The sequence below is a fragment of the Streptomyces spiroverticillatus genome (genome assembly GCA_014650415.1).
GTDB lineage: Bacteria > Actinomycetota > Actinomycetes > Streptomycetales > Streptomycetaceae > Streptomyces > Streptomyces spiroverticillatus.
Genome location: BMUX01000011.1, coordinates 275,521 through 297,321, shown reverse-complemented (window position 1 = coordinate 297,321; position 21,801 = coordinate 275,521). Strand labels below are relative to the sequence as shown.

Annotated in this window: 15 protein-coding genes; 9 read left to right on the top strand and 6 right to left on the bottom strand. The window is 72.3% G+C overall.

The features are described 5' to 3' along the window. Nucleotides 1-533: 533 nt before the first annotated feature. From eccCa to IE269_RS27945, 4 genes are all read left to right on the top strand, one after another. The gene (gene eccCa / locus IE269_RS27960; protein WP_189825932.1) at nucleotides 534-4,607 is read left to right on the top strand and encodes a type VII secretion protein EccCa; all 4,074 of its coding nucleotides are present in this window, start codon (nucleotides 534-536) and stop codon (nucleotides 4,605-4,607) included. Continuing rightward, entirely contained in the window at nucleotides 4,607-5,047 is a 441-nt protein-coding gene (locus IE269_RS27955; protein WP_229898257.1) for a hypothetical protein, read from the top strand. The genes eccCa and IE269_RS27955 overlap by 1 nt, the downstream gene beginning before the upstream one ends. Continuing rightward, nucleotides 5,044-7,311 (top strand): hypothetical protein, encoded by a 2,268-nt coding sequence (locus tag IE269_RS27950; RefSeq protein ID WP_189825931.1) that lies wholly within the window; start codon nucleotides 5,044-5,046, stop codon nucleotides 7,309-7,311. Before IE269_RS27955 ends, IE269_RS27950 begins: the two co-directional genes overlap by 4 nt. A gap of 394 nt (nucleotides 7,312-7,705) precedes the next feature. Next, entirely contained in the window at nucleotides 7,706-7,897 is a 192-nt protein-coding gene (locus IE269_RS27945) for a hypothetical protein (RefSeq protein WP_189825930.1), read from the top strand. Nucleotides 7,898-7,951: 54 nt separating this feature from the next. Here IE269_RS27945 and IE269_RS27940 read toward each other — a convergent pair whose 3' ends face one another. The 6 genes from IE269_RS27940 to eccB form a co-directional block, all read right to left on the bottom strand. Continuing rightward, nucleotides 7,952-8,251 carry a WXG100 family type VII secretion target gene (locus IE269_RS27940; protein WP_189825929.1) on the bottom strand — a complete coding sequence of 100 codons (300 nt, stop codon included), beginning with the start codon at nucleotides 8,249-8,251 and terminating at the stop codon, nucleotides 7,952-7,954. 45 nt (nucleotides 8,252-8,296) lie between these two features. Continuing rightward, on the bottom strand, nucleotides 8,297-8,665 hold the full coding sequence (locus IE269_RS27935; RefSeq protein ID WP_189825928.1) for a WXG100 family type VII secretion target: 369 nt from the start codon (nucleotides 8,663-8,665) through the stop codon (nucleotides 8,297-8,299). 16 nt (nucleotides 8,666-8,681) lie between these two features. Next, nucleotides 8,682-9,887: a hypothetical protein gene (locus tag IE269_RS27930; RefSeq protein WP_189825927.1), complete on the bottom strand. Its 1,206-nt coding sequence runs from the start codon at nucleotides 9,885-9,887 to the stop codon at nucleotides 8,682-8,684. Beyond that, a complete protein-coding gene (locus IE269_RS27925) occupies nucleotides 9,884-10,306 on the bottom strand; it encodes a hypothetical protein (protein ID WP_189825926.1) in 423 nt (140 codons plus the stop codon). Before IE269_RS27925 ends, IE269_RS27930 begins: the two co-directional genes overlap by 4 nt. Nucleotides 10,307-10,487: 181 nt before the next feature. Further along, a complete protein-coding gene (gene mycP, locus IE269_RS27920) occupies nucleotides 10,488-11,738 on the bottom strand; it encodes a type VII secretion-associated serine protease mycosin (RefSeq protein WP_189825925.1) in 1,251 nt (416 codons plus the stop codon). Continuing rightward, nucleotides 11,735-13,243: a type VII secretion protein EccB gene (gene eccB, locus IE269_RS27915; protein WP_189825924.1), complete on the bottom strand. Its 1,509-nt coding sequence runs from the start codon at nucleotides 13,241-13,243 to the stop codon at nucleotides 11,735-11,737. The genes mycP and eccB overlap by 4 nt, the downstream gene beginning before the upstream one ends. Before the next feature lie 171 nt (nucleotides 13,244-13,414). Here eccB and eccE point away from each other — a divergent pair, with 171 nt between their 5' ends. The 5 genes from eccE to IE269_RS27890 all read left to right on the top strand — a co-directional run bounded on the left by eccE (nucleotide 13,415) and on the right by IE269_RS27890 (nucleotide 21,786). Continuing rightward, on the top strand, nucleotides 13,415-14,503 hold the full coding sequence (gene eccE, locus IE269_RS27910; protein WP_189825923.1) for a type VII secretion protein EccE: 1,089 nt from the start codon (nucleotides 13,415-13,417) through the stop codon (nucleotides 14,501-14,503). A gap of 8 nt (nucleotides 14,504-14,511) precedes the next feature. Then, nucleotides 14,512-15,150, top strand: coding sequence for a hypothetical protein (locus IE269_RS27905; RefSeq protein ID WP_229898258.1), 639 nt, complete (start codon nucleotides 14,512-14,514; stop codon nucleotides 15,148-15,150). A gap of 141 nt (nucleotides 15,151-15,291) precedes the next feature. Further along, the gene (locus IE269_RS27900) at nucleotides 15,292-15,525 is read left to right on the top strand and encodes a DUF397 domain-containing protein (RefSeq protein WP_189825921.1); all 234 of its coding nucleotides are present in this window, start codon (nucleotides 15,292-15,294) and stop codon (nucleotides 15,523-15,525) included. Nucleotides 15,526-16,041: 516 nt separating this feature from the next. Beyond that, nucleotides 16,042-19,530 (top strand): SCO5717 family growth-regulating ATPase, encoded by a 3,489-nt coding sequence (locus IE269_RS27895; RefSeq protein ID WP_229898259.1) that lies wholly within the window; start codon nucleotides 16,042-16,044, stop codon nucleotides 19,528-19,530. Nucleotides 19,531-19,881: 351 nt separating this feature from the next. Continuing rightward, nucleotides 19,882-21,786, top strand: a complete 1,905-nt coding sequence (locus IE269_RS27890; protein ID WP_189825920.1) for an ABC transporter substrate-binding protein — start codon at nucleotides 19,882-19,884, stop codon at nucleotides 21,784-21,786. Nucleotides 21,787-21,801: the final 15 nt, after the last annotated feature.

Below are 21,801 nucleotides of genomic sequence, written 5' to 3'. Positions count from 1 at the left end.
GGAGGGGGGTTGGGGGGTGGGGGTGGCCGGGCGCGGGCGGGGCGGGTTGAGGGGTGGTGGGGGTCGTTGGGGTCGAGGGGGGTGACGGGGTCAACGGGAGGGTCTCCTTCGGGGGATCTTCGGGTCGGGTGATGCCTCGTTCGGTCCAACGGGGGTGGGGGTGGGGAGGGTGCGGGGCTCTGGCGAGGCGGGTCGGGGCTGGGGCGAGGTGGGGCGGGGCTGGGGCGAGGTGGGGGGCCGGTGTGAGGGTGGGCCAGGAGCGAGAGGGCCGGGAGGGGGTGGGCCCGGATCGGGCGTACCGCCCCCTTGCCCGCCCGTCCCGCCCCCGGGGGGCGCCCCCGCCGCCCAAGGGGGCTCGGCGGAAAGGGGGTGCCGCCCAAGGGGACAGGGGGGAGAAGTCGCCCGAGAGGGCTGGGGAGAGGGCAGGTCGGTCGGCCGGAGGGGACAGGGAGGGCTGCGAGGGGCAGTAGGATCCGCCGCCGGTGAGGGGTGTTTTGGGGTAACACGCCTGTTCGGTGAGGGAATTGGGGACCGTGGGTCAGATCGTCGTGAAGCGTCCGCCTCGGGTGATGCCGCCCGTCCCCCCGGCCGAGCAGGTGCAGCTGCAGCCGCCGCCCGAGTTGCCGCGTGGGCAGCAGGAGGGGGTGCTGATGCGGCTCCTGCCGCTGGTCGGGATGGGCGGGTCGGTGGTCTTTCTGTTTCTTGGCAAGCAGACGATCATGATGGTGATGGGCGGGCTGATGATCGCGTCCACCGTGGCCATGGCCGTGGCGATGATGGTGCGTCACCGGCGGGGCAATCAGGGGCAGTTGGCGGATCTGCGGCGGGACTACCTGAAGCATCTCGCGCAGGTGCGGCGGGCCGCGCGGAAGATCGCGCGGACGCAGCGGGACGTGCAGTTGTTCGTGCATCCGGCGCCGGAGCAGTTGTGGGCGCTCGTGGCCGAGGGGAGCCGGGTGTGGGAGCGGAGGGCGGGCGACTCCGATTTCGTACAGGTGCGGGTGGGGTTGGGGAGTCAGGCGCTGGCCACTCCCCTGGTGGCACCCGAGACCGCGCCCGTCGACGAGCTGGAGCCGTTGACGGCGGGGGCGTTGCGGCGGTTTCTGGCGGTGCACAGCACGGTGGACGAGCTGCCGATGGCGGTGTCGCTGCGGGCCTTCTACCACGTGACGGTGAGCGGGGAGGAGGAGTGCGTACGGGATGAAGTGCGTTCCGTGGTCGGGCAGTTGGCGGCGTTGCACTCCCCCGCCGACCTGGTGGTCGCGGTTGCGGCGGGTGAGCGGGAGGCCCGGGAGTGGGACTGGGTGAAGTGGCTGCCGCACGCGCAGGTGCGGGACGGGGCGGTCGCCGAGGACGGGGCCGGGTGCCGGCGGCTGGTGGCCGGTGGGGTACGGGAGGTGGAGGAGCTGCTCGGCGGGGTGCTGGAGGAGCGGCCCCGCTTCCGGGCGGACGGGGCGCCGCTGGTGGAGAGGCCGCATGTGGTGGTCGTACTCGATGGTGTGACGGCTGTGCCGGGGTGTGTGCTGGCGGGGGCGGACGGCTTGCAGGGGGTGACCGTGGTCGAGGTCGTGCCCGGGGAGCTGGGGGACGGGGACGCGCGGGGTGCGTTGTCGGTGGTGGTGCGGGAGGGGGCGCTGCGGCTGGAGTCGGGGCGGGACCGGGGCACGGTCGCGTACGAAGGCGTGCCGGACGCCCTCGGGGTCGCGGCGGCGGAGGCGCTGGCCCGGCAGCTCGCGCCGCTGCGGGCGCCGGTGGGGGTGGACGAGGGTGAACCGCTGTTGGCGGAGCTGGAGTTCACGGATCTGCTGGAGCTGGGGGACGCCGGGGAGGTGGAGGTCGCGCGGACCTGGCGGGCCAGGCCGCGGGCGGACCGGTTGCGGGTGCCGATCGGGGTCGGGGAGGACGGTGCTCCCGTACTCCTGGATCTGAAGGAGGCGGCGCAGGAGGGGATGGGGCCGCACGGGCTGTGTGTCGGGGCGACCGGGTCGGGCAAGTCGGAGCTGTTGCGGACGCTGGTGCTGGGGCTGGCGGTGACGCATTCGTCGGAGACGCTGAATTTTGTGCTGGCGGACTTCAAGGGCGGGGCGACGTTCGCGGGGATGGCGCGGTTGCCGCACGTGGCGGCGGTGATCACCAATCTGGCGGACGATCTGTCGCTGGTGGACCGGATGGGCGACTCGATCCGGGGCGAGCTGAACCGGCGGCAGGAGCTGCTGCGGGACACGGGCAATTTCGCGAACGTGCACGACTACGAGCGGGCGCGGGCGGCGGGGGTGCGGACGGGCGGCGTGGCGTTGGCCCCGATTCCGTCGCTGGTGCTGGTGATCGACGAGTTCAGTGAGCTGCTGACCGCGATGCCGGACTTCATCGAGATGTTCGTGCAGATCGGGCGGATCGGGCGGTCACTCGGGGTGCATCTGCTGCTGGCCTCGCAGCGGTTGGAGGAGGGGCGGCTGCGGGGGCTGGAGACGTACCTGTCGTACCGGGTGGGGCTGCGGACCTTCTCGGCGGCGGAGTCGCGGGCGGCGCTGGGGGTGCCGGACGCGTACCAGCTGCCGAACGTGCCGGGATCGGGGTATCTGAAGCACGGGACGGACGAGCTGGTGCGGTTCAAGGCCGCGTACGTTTCGGGGCCGTACCGCAGTGGCGCGGGGGCAGGGGACGCGGGGGCAGGGGCGGAGCCGGGGGTGCGGCGGGGGCCGGTGCGGTTCACGGCGGGGTGGGTGGAGGGGGTGGAGTGGGGGGCTGCCGAGTCGGCTCCGGGGGCGGAACTCGGGGCTTTGCCGGGGGCGGAGGAGACGTACGGCATGATCCCCTCCCCCGCCCGCTCGCCCGAGGACGGCGAGGACGAAGCTCTGGGCGAGTCCGTGCTGGACGCGGTGGTGCGGCGGCTGGAGGGGCAGGGGCCGGAGGCGCACCGGGTGTGGCTGCCGCCGCTGGACTGCCCGCCGGCGCTGGACGGGCTGGGGGCGGATGGGATGTATGGGGCGCTGAGCGTGCCCCTGGGGTATGTCGACAAGCCGTACGAGCAGCGGCGGGACGTGTTGGTGCGGGACTTCTCGGGTGCCGGTGGGCACATGCAGATCGTCGGCGGGCCGCAGTCCGGGAAGTCGACCTTGCTGCGGACGCTGGTGGCGGCGTTCGCGTGGACGCACTCGCCGCGGGATGTGCAGTTCTACGGGCTGGACTTCGGCGGGGGTGCTCTGGCGGCGGTCGCCGGGCTGCCGCACGTCGGGGGTGTCGCGTCGCGGCTCGATCCGGAGCGGGTGCGGCGGACGGTCGCGGAGGTGCACGGGGTGCTGGCGGACCGGGAGGAGTTCTTCCGGGCGCAGGGCATCGACTCCGTGGCGACGTACCGGGCGTTGCGGGCGCGCGGGGAGGGGGCGGCTGCCGCGCAGCCGTGGGGTGACGTCTTTCTGGTGGTGGACGGCTGGGGCAACTTCCGTACGGAGTATGAGGCGTTGGAGCCGGTGGTCGTGGACATCGCGGCGCGCGGGCTCGGGTACGGGGTGCATGTCGTGGTGGCCGCTTCGCGGTCGATGGAGGTACGGGCCCAGCTCAAGGACCTCCTGATGAACCGGCTGGAGCTGCGGCTCGGCGACGTCATGGACTCCGAGCTGGACCGCAGGGCTGCGGCGCAGGTGCCGACCGGGGTGCCGGGGCGCGGTCTGACCCCGGAGAAGCTGCACTTCATGGGGGCGGTGCCGCGCTGTGACGGGGTCGGGTCGGCGGAGGGTCTTGCGGAGGCCACGGCGTCGCTCGTACGGGAGGTCCGGGAGCGGTGGGCGGATGTGCCGGGAGCTCCTCCCGTACGGCTGCTGCCCAGGGAACTGCCCGCGCGGGAGCTGCCCGGCGGTGGGGAGCGGCCCGGGGACGGGGTGGCGTTCGCGGTGGACGAGGACCGGTTGGAGCCGGTGTTCGCGGACTTCGAGCGGGATCCGTTCTTCCTGGTCTTCGGGGAGAGCGAGTCGGGGAAGACGAATCTGCTGCGGCTGCTGATCGGGCAGTTGAGCGAGCGGTACGCGGGCGAGGAGTGCAAGTTCTTCGTCATCGACAACCGGCGCGGGCTGCTCGACGCCACTCCCCCGTCGCATCTCGCGGAGTACGTGCCGATGTCGCACTCGATGGACCACCACGTGGAGGCGTTGGCGGAGCTGATGCGCAGGCGTGCCCCGTCGGCGGACGTGACGGCGCGGGAGCTGCGGGAGCGGAGCTGGTGGGAGGGGCCGACGGTGTTCGTGGTGGTGGACGACTACGACCTGGTGTCGACGTCCAGCGGCAATCCGCTGGCCCCGCTGGTGGAGCTGCTGCCGTTCGCGCGGGACGTGGGCGTGCGGTTCGTGCTGGCGCGGAACACGGCGGGGGCGAGCAGGGCGGCGTACGAGCCCTTCGTGCAGCGGATGGTGGAGCTGGGGGCGCAGGGGGTGGTGCTGTCCGGCGATCCGGGTGAGGGGGATGTGTTCGGGGGTGTAAGGCCGCGGGTGCTGCCGGTGGGGCGGGGGGTGGCGGTGTCCCGGCGGAGGGGGGTGTCGTTGGTGCAGACGGGGTTGGTGGGGGTCGAGGGCCGAGCAGGATCTGTGGGCCGGACGGAGACGGAGGGTCGCTGATGGCGTGGGACGAGTGGGAGCGGATCAAGGGTGAGGTCGCGGGGCCCGGGAGTGGGGGGATGCGGTTGAACTCGGCCCCTGGCGGGGGCCGGGAGAAGGATCTGGTGTACGACCCTGCGGCCCTGGCGGCGATCGGGGCGCAGGCGTTCCGGCTGTGTCAGCGGGTGGGGAAGGAGGGGCGCGGGCCGATCGCGGCGACGGAGGCGGCGGCGCGGGACCTGACCGGGCAGGAGTTCGCGCTCGGGGGTGCGTTGCGGCGGGTGCAGGAGCGGTGGGGGCAGCAGGTGCGGTCACTGGCGGACGCGTGCGGGCACATCTCGAACGGCCTCGACTCCGCGCACAAGATCCACCGGAGCGACGAGCACCACGTGGTGCGCACCATCAGCGGCATCGCGCAGCTCGACGCCGCCTTCGACCAGCAGACGGAGCGACGCCGGTGAAGCTGGAGGCCCTGCGGCACGGGAACTTCGCCGCGCTGGACGCGGCGGTGCGGGAGTGGGGGCTCGTGATCGGGCGGTTGAAGGTGCTGGAGCAGGAGGCCAGGGACGGGTTGCGGGGGCGGGCCGAGCGGGCGCAGTGGGCGGGTGAGATGGCGCGGGTGACGCGGGAGTTCGTACGCAACACGGCGGGTGAGTTCGGGGACGCGCGTACGCAGGCGACGAGCATCCACAACGTACTGCGGGACACGCGGGACGAACTGGTGCGCCAGCGTGGGGAGTTGAGGCGGGCCATCGAGCGGGGCGAGGCGAAGCACCTGCAGGTGGTGGGGGTCGCCGGGGGCGGCTTCAAGGTGTTGGCGAACGCGCCGTGCACGCCGGGCGAGACCGCGGCGCAGAAGGCGACGCGGGAGAAGGCGGAGGCGCGGGACGTCGCGGCGCTGCGGGACGAGTTGCAGCGCATCCTCAACGCGGCGACGGAGAGCGACACGTCGGCGGACCGGGTGCTGCGGGCACTGGTGGCGCAGGCGGAACGGGGCTTCGCGTCGGGGGCGGCGTACCGGGACCGGGACGCGGCGGCGGGGGCGCTGCGCCAGGCGGACGCGATGGCGGCGATCCTGCGCAAGGGGCACGGGGCGGGGCCGGAGGAGCTGGAGGCACTGCGGGCCGGGCTGAAGAAGTACGCCGGCGACCCGCTCTTCGCGGAGCGGCTCGCGGTGGGGGCGGGGGCGCGGGGGGCGCTGGACTTCTGGGCGGACCGGGCGCGCTTCGAGGACGACCACGAGTTGCAGAAGTACCTGGGCCTGACGCTGGCGGAGGCGACCCGCTCCGACAGTCCGCAGATGCGGGCGTGGGAGCGGGACATGATCGCGCTGGGCGACGTGCCGATCGGGGCGGGGCGGCGGGAGGCGCTCGGCTTCCAGGTGATGAGCAACCTGATGCGGTGGGGCCAGTACGACAACGAGTTCCTCAAGGAGTACGGGGCGGAGCTGATCCGCGTGGAGAAGGAACTCGGGGAGAACGGGAGGGAGTCGGCGGAGGACATCTGGGACGACTCGCTGCCGCTGAACCGCAGCGGGACGGATGCGGGGCACGACCCGATGACGGGGTTCATGCAGGCGCTGTCGAAGAGTCCGGAGGCGGCGACGGAGTTCTTCAACGGGTCGTTCGTGACGAAGGAGGAGGATCACGAGTTCTGGGAGGACGGGGATGAGGAGAAGGGGAAGGTGGGGCTGAGCAATTTCCAGTATTTGTTCAATGAGCGGGATTGGCCGGTGACGCACCACCGGGATGGGAGGGAGAGTTTCGCGGGGCCGGATTTCATGGCTTGTGCGGTGGAGGCGGCTGTCACTGGGAGGGTGGCGGGTGAGCCTCTGGGGGATCGCGTCCTGGCGCACACGGAGGGGCAGGCGCGGCTGATGGAGTCGGTGGTCGCGTCCATCGCGGAGGACGGCAAGAGGCTTACGGATCGGCCGTACATGGCGGACAGCATGGGGAGGGCGGCGGTCGAGTATTTGCCGGACATCAGCCGGGCTTTGTCGGACGACAAGCAAGGGAGCACGCTCCGGCTCTATCCCGTGACAGGCTCGGCGGCCGATTTGACCCACCAGGCCTCGACTCGGTTTCTGTTCCATCTGGGCGGGACTCCCGAAGGAAATGCCGAATTGAACATCGGGCACAAGATCTACATGGCTAGCCTGATGGACTACCACCTCGACCCGAATACACCGGAGGCTTTGCGCTACCCGTACCCCCCTTCGGAAACCATTGATGCCATCACGAACACCATGGGAGAAGTCGGCGGCACCTTGTCCCAGGGGCGCCAGGAGGCGATTCTCGGCCCGGCACGGGAATCCGACAAGGACTTCAACGATGCGCTGAGCATCGGGAAAACCGCTGTGTCCGGAACAGTAGGGGCTGCCATCGGCGTCGGAGCCACCTTCATCGCGTCGCCTGTTGGCGGGGCGCTGGCGGGCGGAGGGGCATCCGCTGTCACGGGCGTCGTCATCGAGTACCTGGGCCAACAATTCGAGCCGGAAAAACTGAAGTCTGCCGGAACGGCGTCCGGGGAGATCTGGGAGAGTGATTGCGACGCCACCATCGGTGTGGCCCAGGAGGCCGCCAAGAAGGCGGTGGAGAACCATCGTCCAGAAACCGTCGGCGTGCCCGCTGACTGGGCTCGGGACGGCTCCAAGAGGGGCCTCCTGAGCGCACAGGGAAATACGTCGGAACTGGCCGATGACCTCACCACCGAAATCTCACCCTGAAGGCTTTCGCATGCACAAGACCATGAGGCGCTCCTTGACCCGCCTGGTTCTCGTCGGAACCTTGTCGGCCGTTGCTGTGACTGGGTGCGCAGGAAGGGAACAGAAGCGGGAGTACGCGGCACCCCAAGAAGTGTGCGGCACCCCCGTCCCCGCTTCGTTGCTCGAACCGTTCCTTCCCGTGGGGAAGCAGGTCCGTGTCGGGCTCGCGGAAACCGGTGGGATCGGGTTGCGGCGGTGCAACGTCAGCGTCGACGGCAAGAGGGCTTTGTCCCTGGCCACGGAGTGGGCCGGCCCCGGAACGGACATCGCCCAGATGTATCCCAGTTGGCCGGGCATCGACGTGCGGAAGCACGTTGCCCGGGACGGTTCCCACTCCTATTCGGAGGAGGGGGGCGTGAGCAAGATTTCCTGTCCGCGTCCGGACAAGGCATGGCGCAGCCAGCCGGGGCAGCTCTTCGCCGTCGTGTTCGCGCTGCACACCGGCCCGGAGAACGAGCAAGCCATGCAGCGACTCACCGCTGAATACGCGCGAGCGGTGGGGCGGTCGGCGCAGTGCAATGCGAAGGGTGCCGTGCAGGCGGGTTGAGGGCGTGGGTGCGGCCCCCGGCGATGTGCGTCGGGGGCCGCAGTGGCGCGTGGGCTACATGAAGCCCTGGGCCGCCCTGCGGTCGCCCTCGCGGTAGGCGGGGGCGGCGTTCTGGACTGCGCGGGAGATCTGGAGGAGGGAGGTGTGGATGGCCTTGGCGTCGCGGTCCCACTGGGCCTGGGCCATGTTGTAGGCCTCGCGGGCGTCGCCGGCCCAGAGTTCGGAGACGGAGGCGATCTTGGTCTTGATGGCTTCGAGGTTCTGGTCGAGGCGGTCCGCCTGGGCCTTGATCGTGCGGGCCGCGTCGTCCAGGGCTGCGTAAGTGACCAGCATGGTGCCGTCGTTGGGGGACATGGGGGGCTCCTGGGGGGGTTGGTGGGGTGGGTGGGGTGAGTGGGGTTAGTAGCGGGAGAAGGAGGAGGGGGGTGTGGTGGCGGGGGACGGGGTGCCGCCGCCCTGGTAGCCGGGGGTTACGTCGATTCCGCGCATGGCGGCCAGGACGTCGTCCTCCGTGTTGCCCGAGATCGTGCGGGCCGCCTCGATCGCCTCCTGGAATTTCAGGAGGAGCTTGCCGATCCGGACCATGTTCTGGTTGATCTGGGCCTGTTTGGTGTTGAAGGCGCCCGCTCCGATTCCCTTCCACTGCCCTTCCAGGGCGTCGATCGTGGCGTGCAGCGCGTGGAGTTGGCCCTTCACGCTCTGGAAGTTCTGGCTCAGTTCCGTCTGGAGTTGCGCCAGCGCGACTCCGTTGACCTTCTGGACTGCCATGGGTGGGGTCTCCTCCTCAGGTGATGACTGCGGGGGTGGTCGGGGGGTGTGGAGAGGTCCACGTCTCGGGGTCTTCCGTGGCCCTGGACTGGGGGCCCGTGCGGCGGCGGCCGTCCTTGCGGGGAGCGGTGGTCGGCTGGGGGCGGACCAGGCCCGTGCCGCCCTGCGTGAAGGCGGGACGCGGGGTGGGAGAGGTCGCCCGGGCGGGGGTGCCGCCCGTTACCCCCGGGATGCCCGGGAGGGGGCGTGGGGGTGGGGTGGGTGGGGTGCTGCCCGCGCGGACGGTGCCGCCGGGAGTGGTCGGGGTGGCGGCGGAACCGTAGGCCGGTGGTGGGGGTGCCGTGCTGCGGGCGGTCAGGGGGATGGCCAGGCCTCCCGCGATCGCTGCGGGGAGGGGTGATGGGCCGCCAAGTGCCGGTGCGGGGGCCGAGTGTTGGGCTTGCACGGGAGGCGCCAGTGGTGGGGCCGGTTGGGTTCCCGGGGTCAGGCTGTTGAGTTCCATCGTGGTGAGGGCAGCCGGCTGCTGTGTGGGTGCGGTTGCGGGGGAAGGGTGCGGCAGTCCACCGGCGGCCAGGGTGTCCTGGGTGTGCGGGGCGGCCTCCTCCCCCGCGTGGGCCGACGCGTGGAGTGGGGCGCGCGGGCCGGGGAGGGCCGGTCCGGGCTGGTCGGCCCGTGTGTGCGGGCCGCTCGGGGACGTCGGCGTGCCCGTGCCGCTCCCGCCCGCCGGCGCTGATGCGGGTCTCGGTACCTCCGTACGCAGGTCCGCGCCGAGGACGGGCGGCTCCGCCGAAGCCAGGGTCGAGCCGGACACCGCGTAGAAGGAGGCCAGCCGGTTGAGCTGGTTCAGCGCCTCCTGGCGGTGCGGTTCGTCGGGCCCTCCCGGCAGGCCCCCGTCCGGGGACGTGCTGCGGGGCGGCAGGGAGTTCCGTACCGACGTCAAACCACCTGCTGCCTCCTCCAGTTGACCGGCGACGATGCCCGCGTACGTGCCCAGGTCGTCCGCATGGTCGGCCAGGCGGGTGCCGAAGCGGTGGAACTCCCGTTCCGCCTCGCCCTTCCACTCCACGGCGCCCACCCGGCGCCGCAGTTCGACCGCGGCCCGCGCGAACTCCTCGCGCACTCCGGCCAGTGCGAGCGCCGCGCCCGCCACCGACCGGGGGTTCGCGGCCTCGACCAGGTCGATCATCGTGTTCAGGCGGTGGTTCTCGAAGCTGCTGGTCATGCGTCGGCCCGCCCTTCGCGTTCCGTGAGGGATTCCGTACGGGCACGGATGGACCAGAAGCGGCGGCGTTGGTCCTCCTCCAGGTTGTCGAAGCCGACTTCCGCGCCGTGCACCGCGATCGACAGGCACTCGATCTGCTCGGTGAGGGAGCGGGACAGCTTCACCAGGCCCAGGTGTACGCGCCGGTACTGCGCGTACAGGTCGTCCGCCTCCGGGAAGGGTGTGTTCGGTGCGCCCAGATCTGCGCGGGTGAGGCGGTGGGCCGCCAGCTTTCCCGGGCCGGCCGGGCCGTCCTCGAACGCGACGAGCATCGCGTGCACCCGGGCGCGGAAGCTGCGCAGCGCGTCCGCGCCCCGGGCCAGGTCGCCGCCCGGAGCAATGGAGGCGGCCGGTGCGGGGGTGCGGTCTCCGTCTCGCACGGGGCTCCTTTCTCCACGAGTGGGGTGGGTGGGGGGAGTTGGTGTTGATCGGTTGAGCGTGCCATCGGACCGGGGGTCCGGGTGGGTCAAGTGGCTGGTCAGGGGCTGTTGTCGGGGTGGTGCGGCGGGGGCGGCGGGGCCTGTCGTGGGGCGTATTGCGACTGCCGTTCGGCGGGTGGTGTCAGGTCGCCGGGGGCTTCGGCGTCCGCCGTCCGCGACGCCTCGCGTCCCGTACCGCCACGGCCGCGCCCGTGAGCGCTGCGAGGGCCACTGCGGCGGCGGTCAGGACGTACACCGACAGGCGTACGGTCCGTTCCTGCGGTGTTTCGCCGGTGGGGGCGTGCAGGGGGTCGGGCGTCTGTGCGCGGGGCGGGCGTTCGGCGACGGGGTGGGAGCGGGGGTGCGCGTCGTCGGTGAGGGCGCGCAGGGGGTCGGCGACGCCCCAGCCGAGGAGGGGGTCGGGGCCCGGGGAGGAGCGTTCGGCGGTCTGCTGGATCTGGGTGACGATTTCGGCCCCGGTCCAGTCGTCGTGCTTGGACTTGATGAGGGCTGCCAGTCCGGCGACGTACGGGGCCGAGAAGCTCGTACCGCTGTCGGTGCAGTGGCCGCCGCGGGGGACGGTCGAGACGATGTCCGTGCCGGGGGCGGCGATGCCGACGAAGGTGCCGGTCTGGGAGAAGTAGGCGCGTTCGTTGTCGCGGTCGGAGGAGGCGACGGCGAGGACGCCCTGGTAGGAGGCGGGGTAGGTGGGTTTGGCCTTGCCGTCGGTGCCGTTGTTGCCGGCGGAGGCGATGATGACGATGTCCTTGTCGAGGGCGGCCTTCACCGCACGCTTCAGGTCGGGCTGGTCCGAGGTGTCGCTGGTGTCCTGGGAGATGTTGATGATCTGGGCACCGTGATCCCTGGCATGGTCGATGGCCTGCGCCAGGAGGCCCGGTGTACCTCTGCCCTCGGCGTCGTTCTGGTCGATCGGGATGATCGTGGCCTCCGGGGCCAGGCCGACGAAGCCCGTGTCCGGGTGCGGGCGGGCGGCGATGATTCCGGCGACTTTGGTGCCGTGGCCGACTTCGTCGGTGGTGCCTCGCGGATCGTCCTTCCCCGGGTGTTCGCCAGGCAGGAAGTTGCCGCCCGCGTTTCGGTCCACCGCTTGCTTGAGCTGCGGATTCTTCACGTCAACGCCGGAATCGATCACCGCGACCCGCACGCCCTTCCCCCGCCCCGGCGACTTCTCCCAGATCTCGTTCAGCTGAAGGCGTTGCAGCGGCCACGGACGGCCCCCGTACGGCTTCGCACCGAAGGTGCACGGTCCCGCGTCGCCCCAGGTCGCCTCCTGCCCCCGCGCCTGCGCCGACGGCAGCCAGAGCACCGCCAGCGCGAAGGTGGCCGCGCCACGGCGGACCGTACGGCGGTACGAGTTCGGGGTGCGCCTCATGAGCCCTGCACCTGTACCGCCGCGCCGGTCGACAGGCGGGGGCCGGTCGGCAGCAGCGAGGACCAGGCGGCCGGGATCGGGGTGCAGGCCGCGTCGGAGTAGCCGAGGAGGTCCATCGCGGTCTTCGGGGCCCGCATGTCCGCCGCCGGGTCGGGGCCGTCGCGGTAGCCCGAGTCGCCTGGTTCGGCGATGCCCTTGGTCTGGAGGGAGTGGCGGAAGCCCGCGTCCGTGGCGAGGAAGACCGGGCCGATGTCCGTCCGGGTGCCGGTGAACTGGCGGAAGAGCTGGCCGGAGCCGGGGGTGACGTAGGCAGGGGTGGTGGCGCCGGGGAGGGCGTGCGGGAAGTCGGGGCCGGACCAGATGCCGAGGGTGGTACGGCCGGTGGAGGGGTTGACGGAGTGGAGGACGGAGCAGGTGGTGGCCCCTGAAGAGGACCGCACCGCGGAATCCACGGTGGGCCACCGGTCGGATCCGGGAGGTGCGAAGTCGGCGCCCGGCATGAGGCCGTCCACCCGGTGGTAGTCACGACCGGGCGGGGGCGGCGGCAGTTTCCCGCTGCCGCGCAGCAGCTTGGCGACGAAGTCCGTGACCGGTGCGACGCGGTCGCGCAGGACGACGTAGCGTTGCACGCCGTCTCCTTCGCGCCCTTCCAGGAGGGTGCCCACCCGGTTGTACGGCGGGGACAGTCCCGGAGCCTTGGACACGCCGCTCGCTCCGGGCACCTCGGGCATGGAGAGGGGTGTCCCGTGGTGGAGCGTCCTGAGCCACTCCTCCGACACCGGGCGGGGGGCCTCGTCACCGGCGAGCAGCCTCACCAGCAGGTCGTCCTCGGGCCTGATCACGTACGAGGTCCCGGACGCGTCCACCAGGTGGTGCTTGCCGCCCTTCGCCGTGCTGCGGACGTACAACAACGCGTCGTTGCGCAGCAGTTGTCGCTTGCCGAAGTCCGCCTCGTCCTTCCCCGAGAGGACGAAGACCGCCGTCTGCACGTCCTTGCCCTGGTTCTGCGGGCGGTCGCAGACGATCCAGGGCTTGGCGGTGCCGGCTTCGCGCGGGGACGGCAGGCGGTCCGGTGCGTACGGGATGCCGACGGTCGGGCCGCGCAGGATCCGGGGATCGTCGATGATGGAATCGGCGACCCTGATGACGGATGTTTCGCCGTTGCGCCCCGGGTTCACCAGCAGGCGGGCGGAGGCCATGTTCAGGACGGGGTGGAGCTGCTCCTTCCCGTTCGTCCGGAGCACCACATAGCGGGTGGTGGACGGATTCGCGACGATGACGTTCGCGTACGCCTTGTTCCACTCGGGCGGCGCCGCCGGCCGCAGCAACCCCCACACCCCGAACCCCGCCAGCCCCACCACCCCCGCCAGCACCCCCGGCAGGACGGCCCGCAGAGGGCGGGGAGCGCCCTCCTCCGAGCCGGTCGACGTGGGGTGGAGGAACTGTGCGACCAGCCTCCGCTTCGCGAAGACGTATGCGTTGAGTTCGTCTCGTCGTGATGCCATCGGACCGCCGCCACTCTCCCCCGGTCGCCGCTTTCGGACCCCTCCCCCGTCGCCGCCGACCGTGAATTCGGTCACTCACAGCTCAGATAGGGTGAACGCTCCGTCAACTCCCGTACGGAAGCGGGGGTTACGGCCGCAGGATTCGGTACGGCGATGGGGACGAGAGTGCGCGTGCTCAACAGGTCTTTCGGATTACGGGAGTTGGCGCTCTGCGAATGCGCCCTCGCGGTGGCTGCGGCGAGCGTCGCGGGCGGCCAGGAGTGGGCCGTGCCGGGAATCGCCTTCGGGGCGGCGGGACTTGCGCTGGCCGCGCCGCTCCGGGGCGGCCGGAGTGCGTACGGGTGGCTCGCGGTGGCGGCGAAGTTCCGGGCCCGGCGGCGGCGCGGGGATTCCGCTTGTGGGTGGGCGGGGCTCGATTCGTACACGTACGAGAGACGGCGCGGGGCCGACGGGGCCCGTGGTGTCGGGATGGTCGGCGACGGGACGTTCCTGACGGCGGTCGTCCGGGTCGAGGCCTCCGGTACGGGGCTGCGCCCGGCGGGCTGCGGCGTGGAACTTCCGTGGGAGCTGCTCGGGGAAGCCTTGGAGGTGGACGACGTCGTGCTGGCGTCGGTGCAGGTGGTGCAGCAGGTGCGGGGGGCGTCCACAGCCGGGGGCGCACCCGGCGTGCGGTCGACGTGGGTGGCGTTGCGGCTGGAGCCGGAGCTGTGTCCGGAGGCGGTGGCCGCGCGTGGGGGCGGGTTCGGCGGGGCGCAGCGGTGTCTGGTGCGGGCCGCCGATCATGTGGCGAGCCGGTTGACGGGGGTGCGCGGGCTGCGGGCGACGGTCCTGGACCGGGAGGGGCTGGACGCGGCGCTTGAGGCGGCGGGGCTTCCCAGGGCGGGGGCGCAGCCTGCGGGGGCGGGGCCGGGGGGCGAGTCCGTGCGGGCGTGGCGTGCCGAGGGGCTGACGCATGTCGCGTACGAGGTCGGGGGCGGCCCGCGTGGCGCCGCCGCGCCGCCCCCGACCGATGCCGCCGCGCTCGCCGCCGCACTGCCCCCGGAGGCGGCGGCCACGCTGAGCCTGACGCTGCGGCACCCCGGGGCGGGCGGCGCGGCGGGTCCCGCAGCGCATGTGCGGGTCACCGGCGAGGGTGAACCGGGCTTCCTGGAGGCGGAGTTGGGGTGGGCGGCCCGGGCGGCGCGGCTGGATCTCGTACGGCTGGACCGGGAACAGCTTCCCGGGCTGCTGGCCACGCTGCCGCTCGGGGGTGCGCGATGAGGAGTCCGGTGCGTTTCCGTCTGCCGGTCGGCGACGACGGCGTGCCCGTCGGGGTGGACGGCGAGGGGCGGCTGCTGTTGCTCGGGGTGCATCGGCCCGTTCCGTACGACGTGGTGCTGATCGGCGGCGTGTGGACGGCGCAGGTGCTGGCGCTGCGGGCCGCGCGGGGCGGGGTGCGGGTCGTGGTCGAGACGGCGCGGGCCGGGCTGTGGGCGGGGGTTGCCGGGGCGGTCGGTGCGGAGGTGTACGGGGTGGGGCGGGTTCCGGTGCTGGGGGCGGGCGAGGGGCGTCCGGCCCTGGTCGTACGGGACTGTGGGATGCGGCCGCCCCGGGGGCGGGTGGTGCCCGCGCCCTGGCAGTCGGTGCTGACGCTGCTGCCGTATCTGAGTCCGGTGGCGCCCGGTCTCGTACGCGATGCGGCGCTGGTGGGTGTGCAGCGGGTGTCGCCGCAGGAGGCGGAGCGGCTCGGGCGCCTGCTCGCGCTCTCCCCCGCGGAACGCGAGGCCCTGCCGGGGCTGGCCGACGGGGTCACCCTGTGGTGCGCCGACGGGTCCGAGCACCAGTGGGTGACGACCGGCCCGGAACGCTCCGAGGCCGAACTGCTCGGTCCGCCCCGGCGCATGGACCCCGCGGGGCACGGGGGTTGAGACGTGCGGGCCGGCCCCCTCCCTTGCACGAACCGCCCATTGGCGCAATCCCCCTCCCCGCCATCGGGCACCATGGGCTTGGCAACGGCGTCCGGGAGGGCGACGGTTGAGTCGAGCGGAAGTGACGAAGGGGACACCGGAATGGGAACTCAGCAGGAGAAGGACGAGCTCTACGCCCTCGACATTTCGGATGTGGAGTGGCTCGGCGCGCCCGGTACCGAGGATGCCGAGGAGCGGGTGGAGATCGCGCACCTGCCCGGCGGCGCGGTCGCGATGCGTTCGTCCACGGACCCCGAGACGGTGCTCCGGTACACCGAGGCCGAGTGGACGGCCTTCGTCCTGGGCGCGCGGGACGGGGAGTTCGACCTGACGTAGCCGGTGGGTGCTGGTTGCGGGGTACGGGCGGGGCGGCGGCCGGAGGGATCCGGGGCCGCCCCGTCGTCGTGTGCGGAGGGGGCTGCGGGGTGCGGTCATGACGCATGCCACAGGGGTCGACACCCGATTGTTGGGAAGCGGGGACGGGGTGAGGGGTGCGGGTCACCTTCCGTAGGGAGATGTCGAGTTGTGACCGTTTTGGCGGTCACTTGGTGGTCACTTGACGGTCACACAGTGGCGTCACAGGGTCACTTGTGGGCGTCGCGTGGCGTCAGAGGTGCGGTTTGCCGGGTGAGCGGGCCTGCCGTACGGACAGGGGCGACGACTAGGCTGACGCACGGGCCCGGCAGGCGCTCCCGTTCCGCATGCGTTCCGTGTGCGCGGAGCGGGCCGCGGACAGGCCGTGCGCCCGTACGACGCAGGACACGGGGAAGCGCCGAGCGGATCGGACGACGGAAGCGGTCACCCCACCCACCACGCACGGCACCAGGGTGCTCGACCACAGCAGGAGGCAATGTGAACAGCGAGCGGGACGAGATCCGCGAGGGCTGGAACGTGCCCGTCAGCCCGCCCGTCGAGGAGTCGCCCGGCGCGGAGGCCGACCGGGCCGAACAGGTCGACCAGGTCGACCGGACGGGCGAGTTCACCATCGACTACACCCCGCCGGCCTGGTACACGCAGAACGCGGGGTCGTCGGATTCGGATTCGCATTCCGAGGCGGCGGGCACGGGCACAGGCGCGGCCGCCGAGGCCTTCGGGGGCGGGGATGTGGAGAGCGGTGCGACCATGCGCTTCTCCCCCGCCGCACTGAAGCGTGAACTCGCCGAGTTGGCGGCCTCGGAGGAGGCGGAGAAGGCTGCGGCCGACGCCTCCGAGGGCGATGACGTGTCGCGGGGTGGTGACGATGCGGTCGTCACGGCGGATACGGATGACGAGACCGCAGCCGGTGAAGCAACTTCCCTTGAGGGGAAGGGCGTTGAGGATGACGCCGTCGCCGATGACGACGAACCGCGTGACTCCGCGCCGGTCGGCTTCGATGCCGATGAGTACGACGACGCCCCGCGCGATTCCGTTCCGCACGGCTTCCTCTCCGACGACGCCGGTACGGACTCCGCCGGGCGCGACAAGGAGCACGAGGCCGAGGACGACGCACCGGAGGCCGTCGTGGCGGAGGCGGAGGAGCCCGGCGCTCCGGAGGACGGCATCACGGACGCCGTTCCTGCCGATGCCCCCGCCGCCGATGCCCCCGCCGCCGTGGACGAGCCGCAGGACACCCCGCCCTCCGGCAGTGCCGCCGTTCAGCCCTGGACCCCGCCCGCCCCCGCGCAGGGCAGCAGCCTGCCGCCGCTTCCGCCGGCCTTCCGGCCCGCGGCCCCCACCACCGCCCCGCAGTGGCCCGCGCCCGCTCCGCCGCCGTCGTCGTCCGCGTGGCCGACGCCCGCGCCGTCGAGCGAGACCTCGGGGCAGCGGGCCCAGGTGTCGTCCGGCTTCCCGGAGGACGCTGCCGTGCCGCAGCAGGGCGGGTACGGCTACCCGCAGCCCGAGGCCGCCGATGCGGGTGCGGCGCAGGGTGGTTTCCCGGCGCCGCAGCCGCCGGTGCTGGGTGCGCCCCAGCCGCCGGTACCCTCGGCTGCGCTGCCGCCGCAGAGCGGGGGCGCGGAGGCGCCGTTCGGTACGCAGCCGCCGCAGCCGGTGGTGGGTGAGGGGGCGACGCCGTTCCCGCAGGCACCGTCGGCGCCGGGTGTGCCGGTGAGTGGATACGGGTTCCCGCAGCCGGACGCACCGGCCGCGCCCGCTCCCGCTCCCGCTCCCGCTCCCGAGAGTGGTTACGGACTCCCGCAGCCCGGTGCCACCCCGGCCCCGGCTCCCGCCCCCGGAAGTGGCTACGGATTCCCTCAGCCCGGAACCGCCCTGGCCGTGCCCGGCGCACCGGACGCTCCCGGCGCCCCCGCCGTCGTACCGCCGCCTGCGCAGCCCGGTGCCCCCGAGGCCCCGCAGCCGCCCGCCCCCAGCGCGCCCCAGCCGCCGTTCGCCGCGCAGCCGGCCCCCGCGCCCGGCACTCCCGACGCACCCGGTGGCTACGGCTTCCCGCAGCCCACCGCACCCAACTCCCCGACCCCGCCTGCCGGTTCGGCCGTACCGCAGCCGGAGCCCGCAGCCCCCGCCGAGGGCGGCTACGGCTTCCCGCACCCCGGCGCCCAAGCCCCGGCGCAGGGCGGCTACGGCTTCCCCCAGCCCGAGGCAGCCCAGGCCCAGGCACAAGCCCCGCAGGCCCCGGCCCCGGCGGCACCTCAGCCCCAAGCCCCCGTCGACCCCCGCACCGGTGCCGCCTGGCCCGTCGCGCCCGACCCCCGGCAGGCCGCGCACCCCGGTGCGCCCCTCGGGTACACCGCCGCCGTCGAGCTGTCCTCCGAGCGTCTCCTGCGCAACAACAAGCAGAAGCCCAAGAGCAGCCGCAACCCCTCCGCCGGTTCCCGCTTCAAGTTCGGCGGCAAGAAGGAGGAGGCCGAGCGGCTGCGCAAGCTGGAGCTGATCCGCACCCCGGTGCTCTCCTGCTACCGCATCGCGGTGATCTCCCTCAAGGGCGGCGTCGGCAAGACCACGACGACGACCGCCCTCGGCGCGACCCTCGCCACCGAGCGCCAGGACAAGATCCTCGCCATCGACGCCAACCCGGACGCCGGCACGCTCGGCCGCCGCGTGCGCCGCGAGACCGGCGCGACCATCCGCGACCTGGTCCAGGCGATCCCGTACCTCAACAGCTACATGGACATCCGGCGGTTCACCTCGCAGGCCCCCTCCGGCCTGGAGATCATCGCCAACGACGTCGACCCGGCCGTCTCCACCGCCTTCAACGACGAGGACTACCGGCGCGCGATCGACGTGCTGGGCAAGCAGTACCCGATCATCCTCACCGACTCCGGCACCGGTCTCCTCTACAGCGCGATGCGCGGAGTCCTCGACCTGGCCGACCAGTTGATCATCATCTCGACGCCGTCCGTGGACGGTGCGAGCAGTGCGTCGACGACGCTGGACTGGCTGTCGGCGCACGGGTACGCGGAGCTGGTGCAGCGTTCGCTGACCGTCATCTCCGGGGTGCGCGAGACCGGCAAGATGGTCAAGGTCGACGACATCGTGCAGCACTTCGAGCAGCGCTGCCGGGGTGTGGTCGTGGTGCCGTTCGACGAGCACCTCGCGGCGGGCGCGGAGGTCGACCTCGACATGATGCGGCCGAAGACGCGGGACGCGTACTTCCACCTGTCGTCGCTGGTGGCCGAGGACTTCGTACGGGCACAGCAGGCGCAGGGCCTGTGGACGGCGGACGGCAACCCGCCGCCGCACCTCGCCCCGCCGATGCCGGGCCAGCAGCACCCGGGCCAGGTCCCCGGCCCCGTACCGGGCCAGTACCAGCAGCCGTACGCCGCCCAGCCGCAGCCGGGACAGCCGGTCCAGCCCGGACAGCCGCAGCCGGGGCAGCACTGGCAGCAGCCCCAGCCGCAGCCCGCCCCCGGCGAGCAGCCCGGCCAACAGGCCCCGCAGTACGGCCAGTTCACCCCGGACCAGCAGGCCCCGCAGAACCCGCAGGCCCCGCAGCCCCAGCCCCTCCCCGGCCAGCAGCCCCCGCCCGCACAGCCCTGGCAGCAGCAGCCCCAGTCCCCCGGCGGCTGGCAGCAGCCCCCGGCGCCGGGTGCGCAGGCACCCGTACCGCAGGGCCAATTCCCGCAGCCGCAGCAGCAGTTCCCGGCCCCCGGCCAGCCCGGCGCACAGCCTCTGCCCGGTCAGCCCGGCGCACAACCTCTGCCCGGCCAGCCCGCCGCCCAGCCCCTCCCCGGCCAGGCTCCGGGTCCGTATCCCGGACAGGGCCAGTTCCCGGCACCGGGCCAGCCGGCCGCTCAGCAGCCGCTCCCCGGGCAGGCGCCCGCCCCCGGTGAGCAGCCGCACCCCGACCCTCAGGAGAGCACCCCCGGCTGGCCCCAGCAGCCGCCTTCGGCCCCTCAGCAGTAGGGCGTCAAGGGTATAGACCAATGAGGGCCCGCAGTACGGTCGCACGACGGCCGCGCTGCGGGCCCTCCGCTTTCCCGCGACAGCCGTCCAGGTGCCCCGAATTGCCTATTCCCGCAGCCCACACGGCAGTTGACACGCCGTAGACATGCCGTTGACACGTCCTGAACGCCGCTGGTAGACCTTCGCCACACCACTCCGCCGATCCAAGATCCACCGCCACCCGGGGCGCGTACGAGCAGACGCACCGGCCGACGCACACGCACACGTACCAGCAGACGTACACGCACACGCAGACGTACACGCACACGTACCAGCAAGTGACGCGCAAGTGACGACGCGAGGGCTCCCTCCATGGACACTCAGGGCACCACGACCGGCACCACCCCCCACTCCCCGCCACCGCACCCCGCCCGCCCCCGGGCCGCCCGCCGCCTCCTGGCGACCGGAGCCGCCGTCTTCGCCCTGCTGGCCACGGCCGCGACCCCACTGAGCCCGGCAGCGGCAGCCGCACCACAACAGCCCGCGGTCCAGGCGAAGGCCAAGGCGGCCCCCCGGACCCTCACCATCGCCGTCGCGCAGAGCGTGGACTCGCTCAGCCCGTTCCTGGCGACCAAGCTCGTCAGTACGAGCATTCACCGGCTCGTGTACGAGTACCTGACGAACTACGACGTCAAGGACGCGCATACGATCCCGGCGCTGGCCACCGAGTGGAAGTCCTCGCCGGACAAGCTGACGTGGACGTACAAGATCCGCGACAACTCGAAGTGGTCGGACGGGAAGCAGGCGACCGCCGAGGACGCCGCCTGGACCTTCAACAAGATGATGACGGACGAGGGCGCCGCCAGCGCGAACGGCAGCTTCACCGCCAACTTCAAGAAGGTCACCGCCCCCGACCCGACGACCCTGGTCGTCGAGCTGAAGAAGCCGCAGGCCACGATGACGGCGCTGGACGTGCCGATCGTGCCCAAGCACGTGTGGGAGAAGGTCGGCGACTTCTCGAAGTTCAACAACGACAAGGACTTCCCGATCGTCGGGAACGGTCCGTACGTCATCACGGACTACAAGCCCGACCAGTACGTGAAGCTGAAGGCCAACAAGAACTTCTGGCGGGGCGCGCCGAAGTTCGACGAGCTGACGATGAAGTACTACAAGGACGGTGACGCGGCCGTCGCCGCGCTGCGCCGGGGCGAGGTCGGCTTTGTGCAGGGCCTGACCCCCGCGCAGGCCGCGTCCCTGAAGTCCGAGAAGAACATCAAGGTCAACGACGCGCCCGGCCGCCGCTTCTTCGCGCTGGCCACCAACCCGGGCGCGAAGGACAAGACCGGCAAGAAGTTCGGCGACGGCAACCCGGCGCTGCTCGACCCGGCCGTGCGCAAGGCCCTGTTCCAGTCCGTCGACCGCAAGGCGATTGTCGACAAGGTCTTCCAGGGACACGCGGTCGAGGGCCAGGGCTACATCCCGCCGCGCTTCGCCGAGTACCACTGGAAACCGTCCGCGCAGCAGCAGATCGCCTACGACCCGGCCGCCGCCGCCAAGACCCTCGACGACGCCGGGTACAAGAAGAACGCGGACGGCAAGCGCCTCGGCAAGGACGGCAAGCCGCTCGACTTCCGCATCCTGTGCCACGCCACCGACCCCAACGACAAGGCGGTCGGCAAGTACCTCACGGAGTGGTGGGGCGAGCTGGGCATCGGGCTGAAGGTCGAGTGCCTGGACAGCGTCTCGGACCGCTGGCTGGCGGGCGAGTACGACCTCGCCTTCGACGGCTACTCGGTCAACCCCGACCCCGACTACGTCCTGTCCATCCACACCTGCGCGGCGCTGCCCGCCACCCCCGACGCGTCCGGCCAGACCGACAACTTCATCTGCGACAAGCAGTTCGACGGCCTCTACGACCGGCAGATCGTCGAGTACGACAAGGCCAGGCGCACGGATCTCGTCAAGCAGATGCAGTCGCGGCTGTACGACACCGGGTACATGAACGTGATGGTGTACCCGAACGCCCTGGAGGCGTACCGCACCGACCAGATCAAGTCGATCAAGACGATGCCGGAGGCCGGCGGCAACATCTGGGGCCAGGACGGCTACTGGAGCTGGTGGTCGGCGGAGCCGGCGGCGTCCGGTGACACGCCGGACCAGGACTCCGGGACCTCGCCCGCCGTGTGGATCATCATCGGAATCGCGGTGCTGATGATCCTCGTGATCGCCTTCGTCGTCACCCGGCGCCGGAGCAGCACGGCGGAGGACCGCGAGTAGGGCTCGTACCGGGTC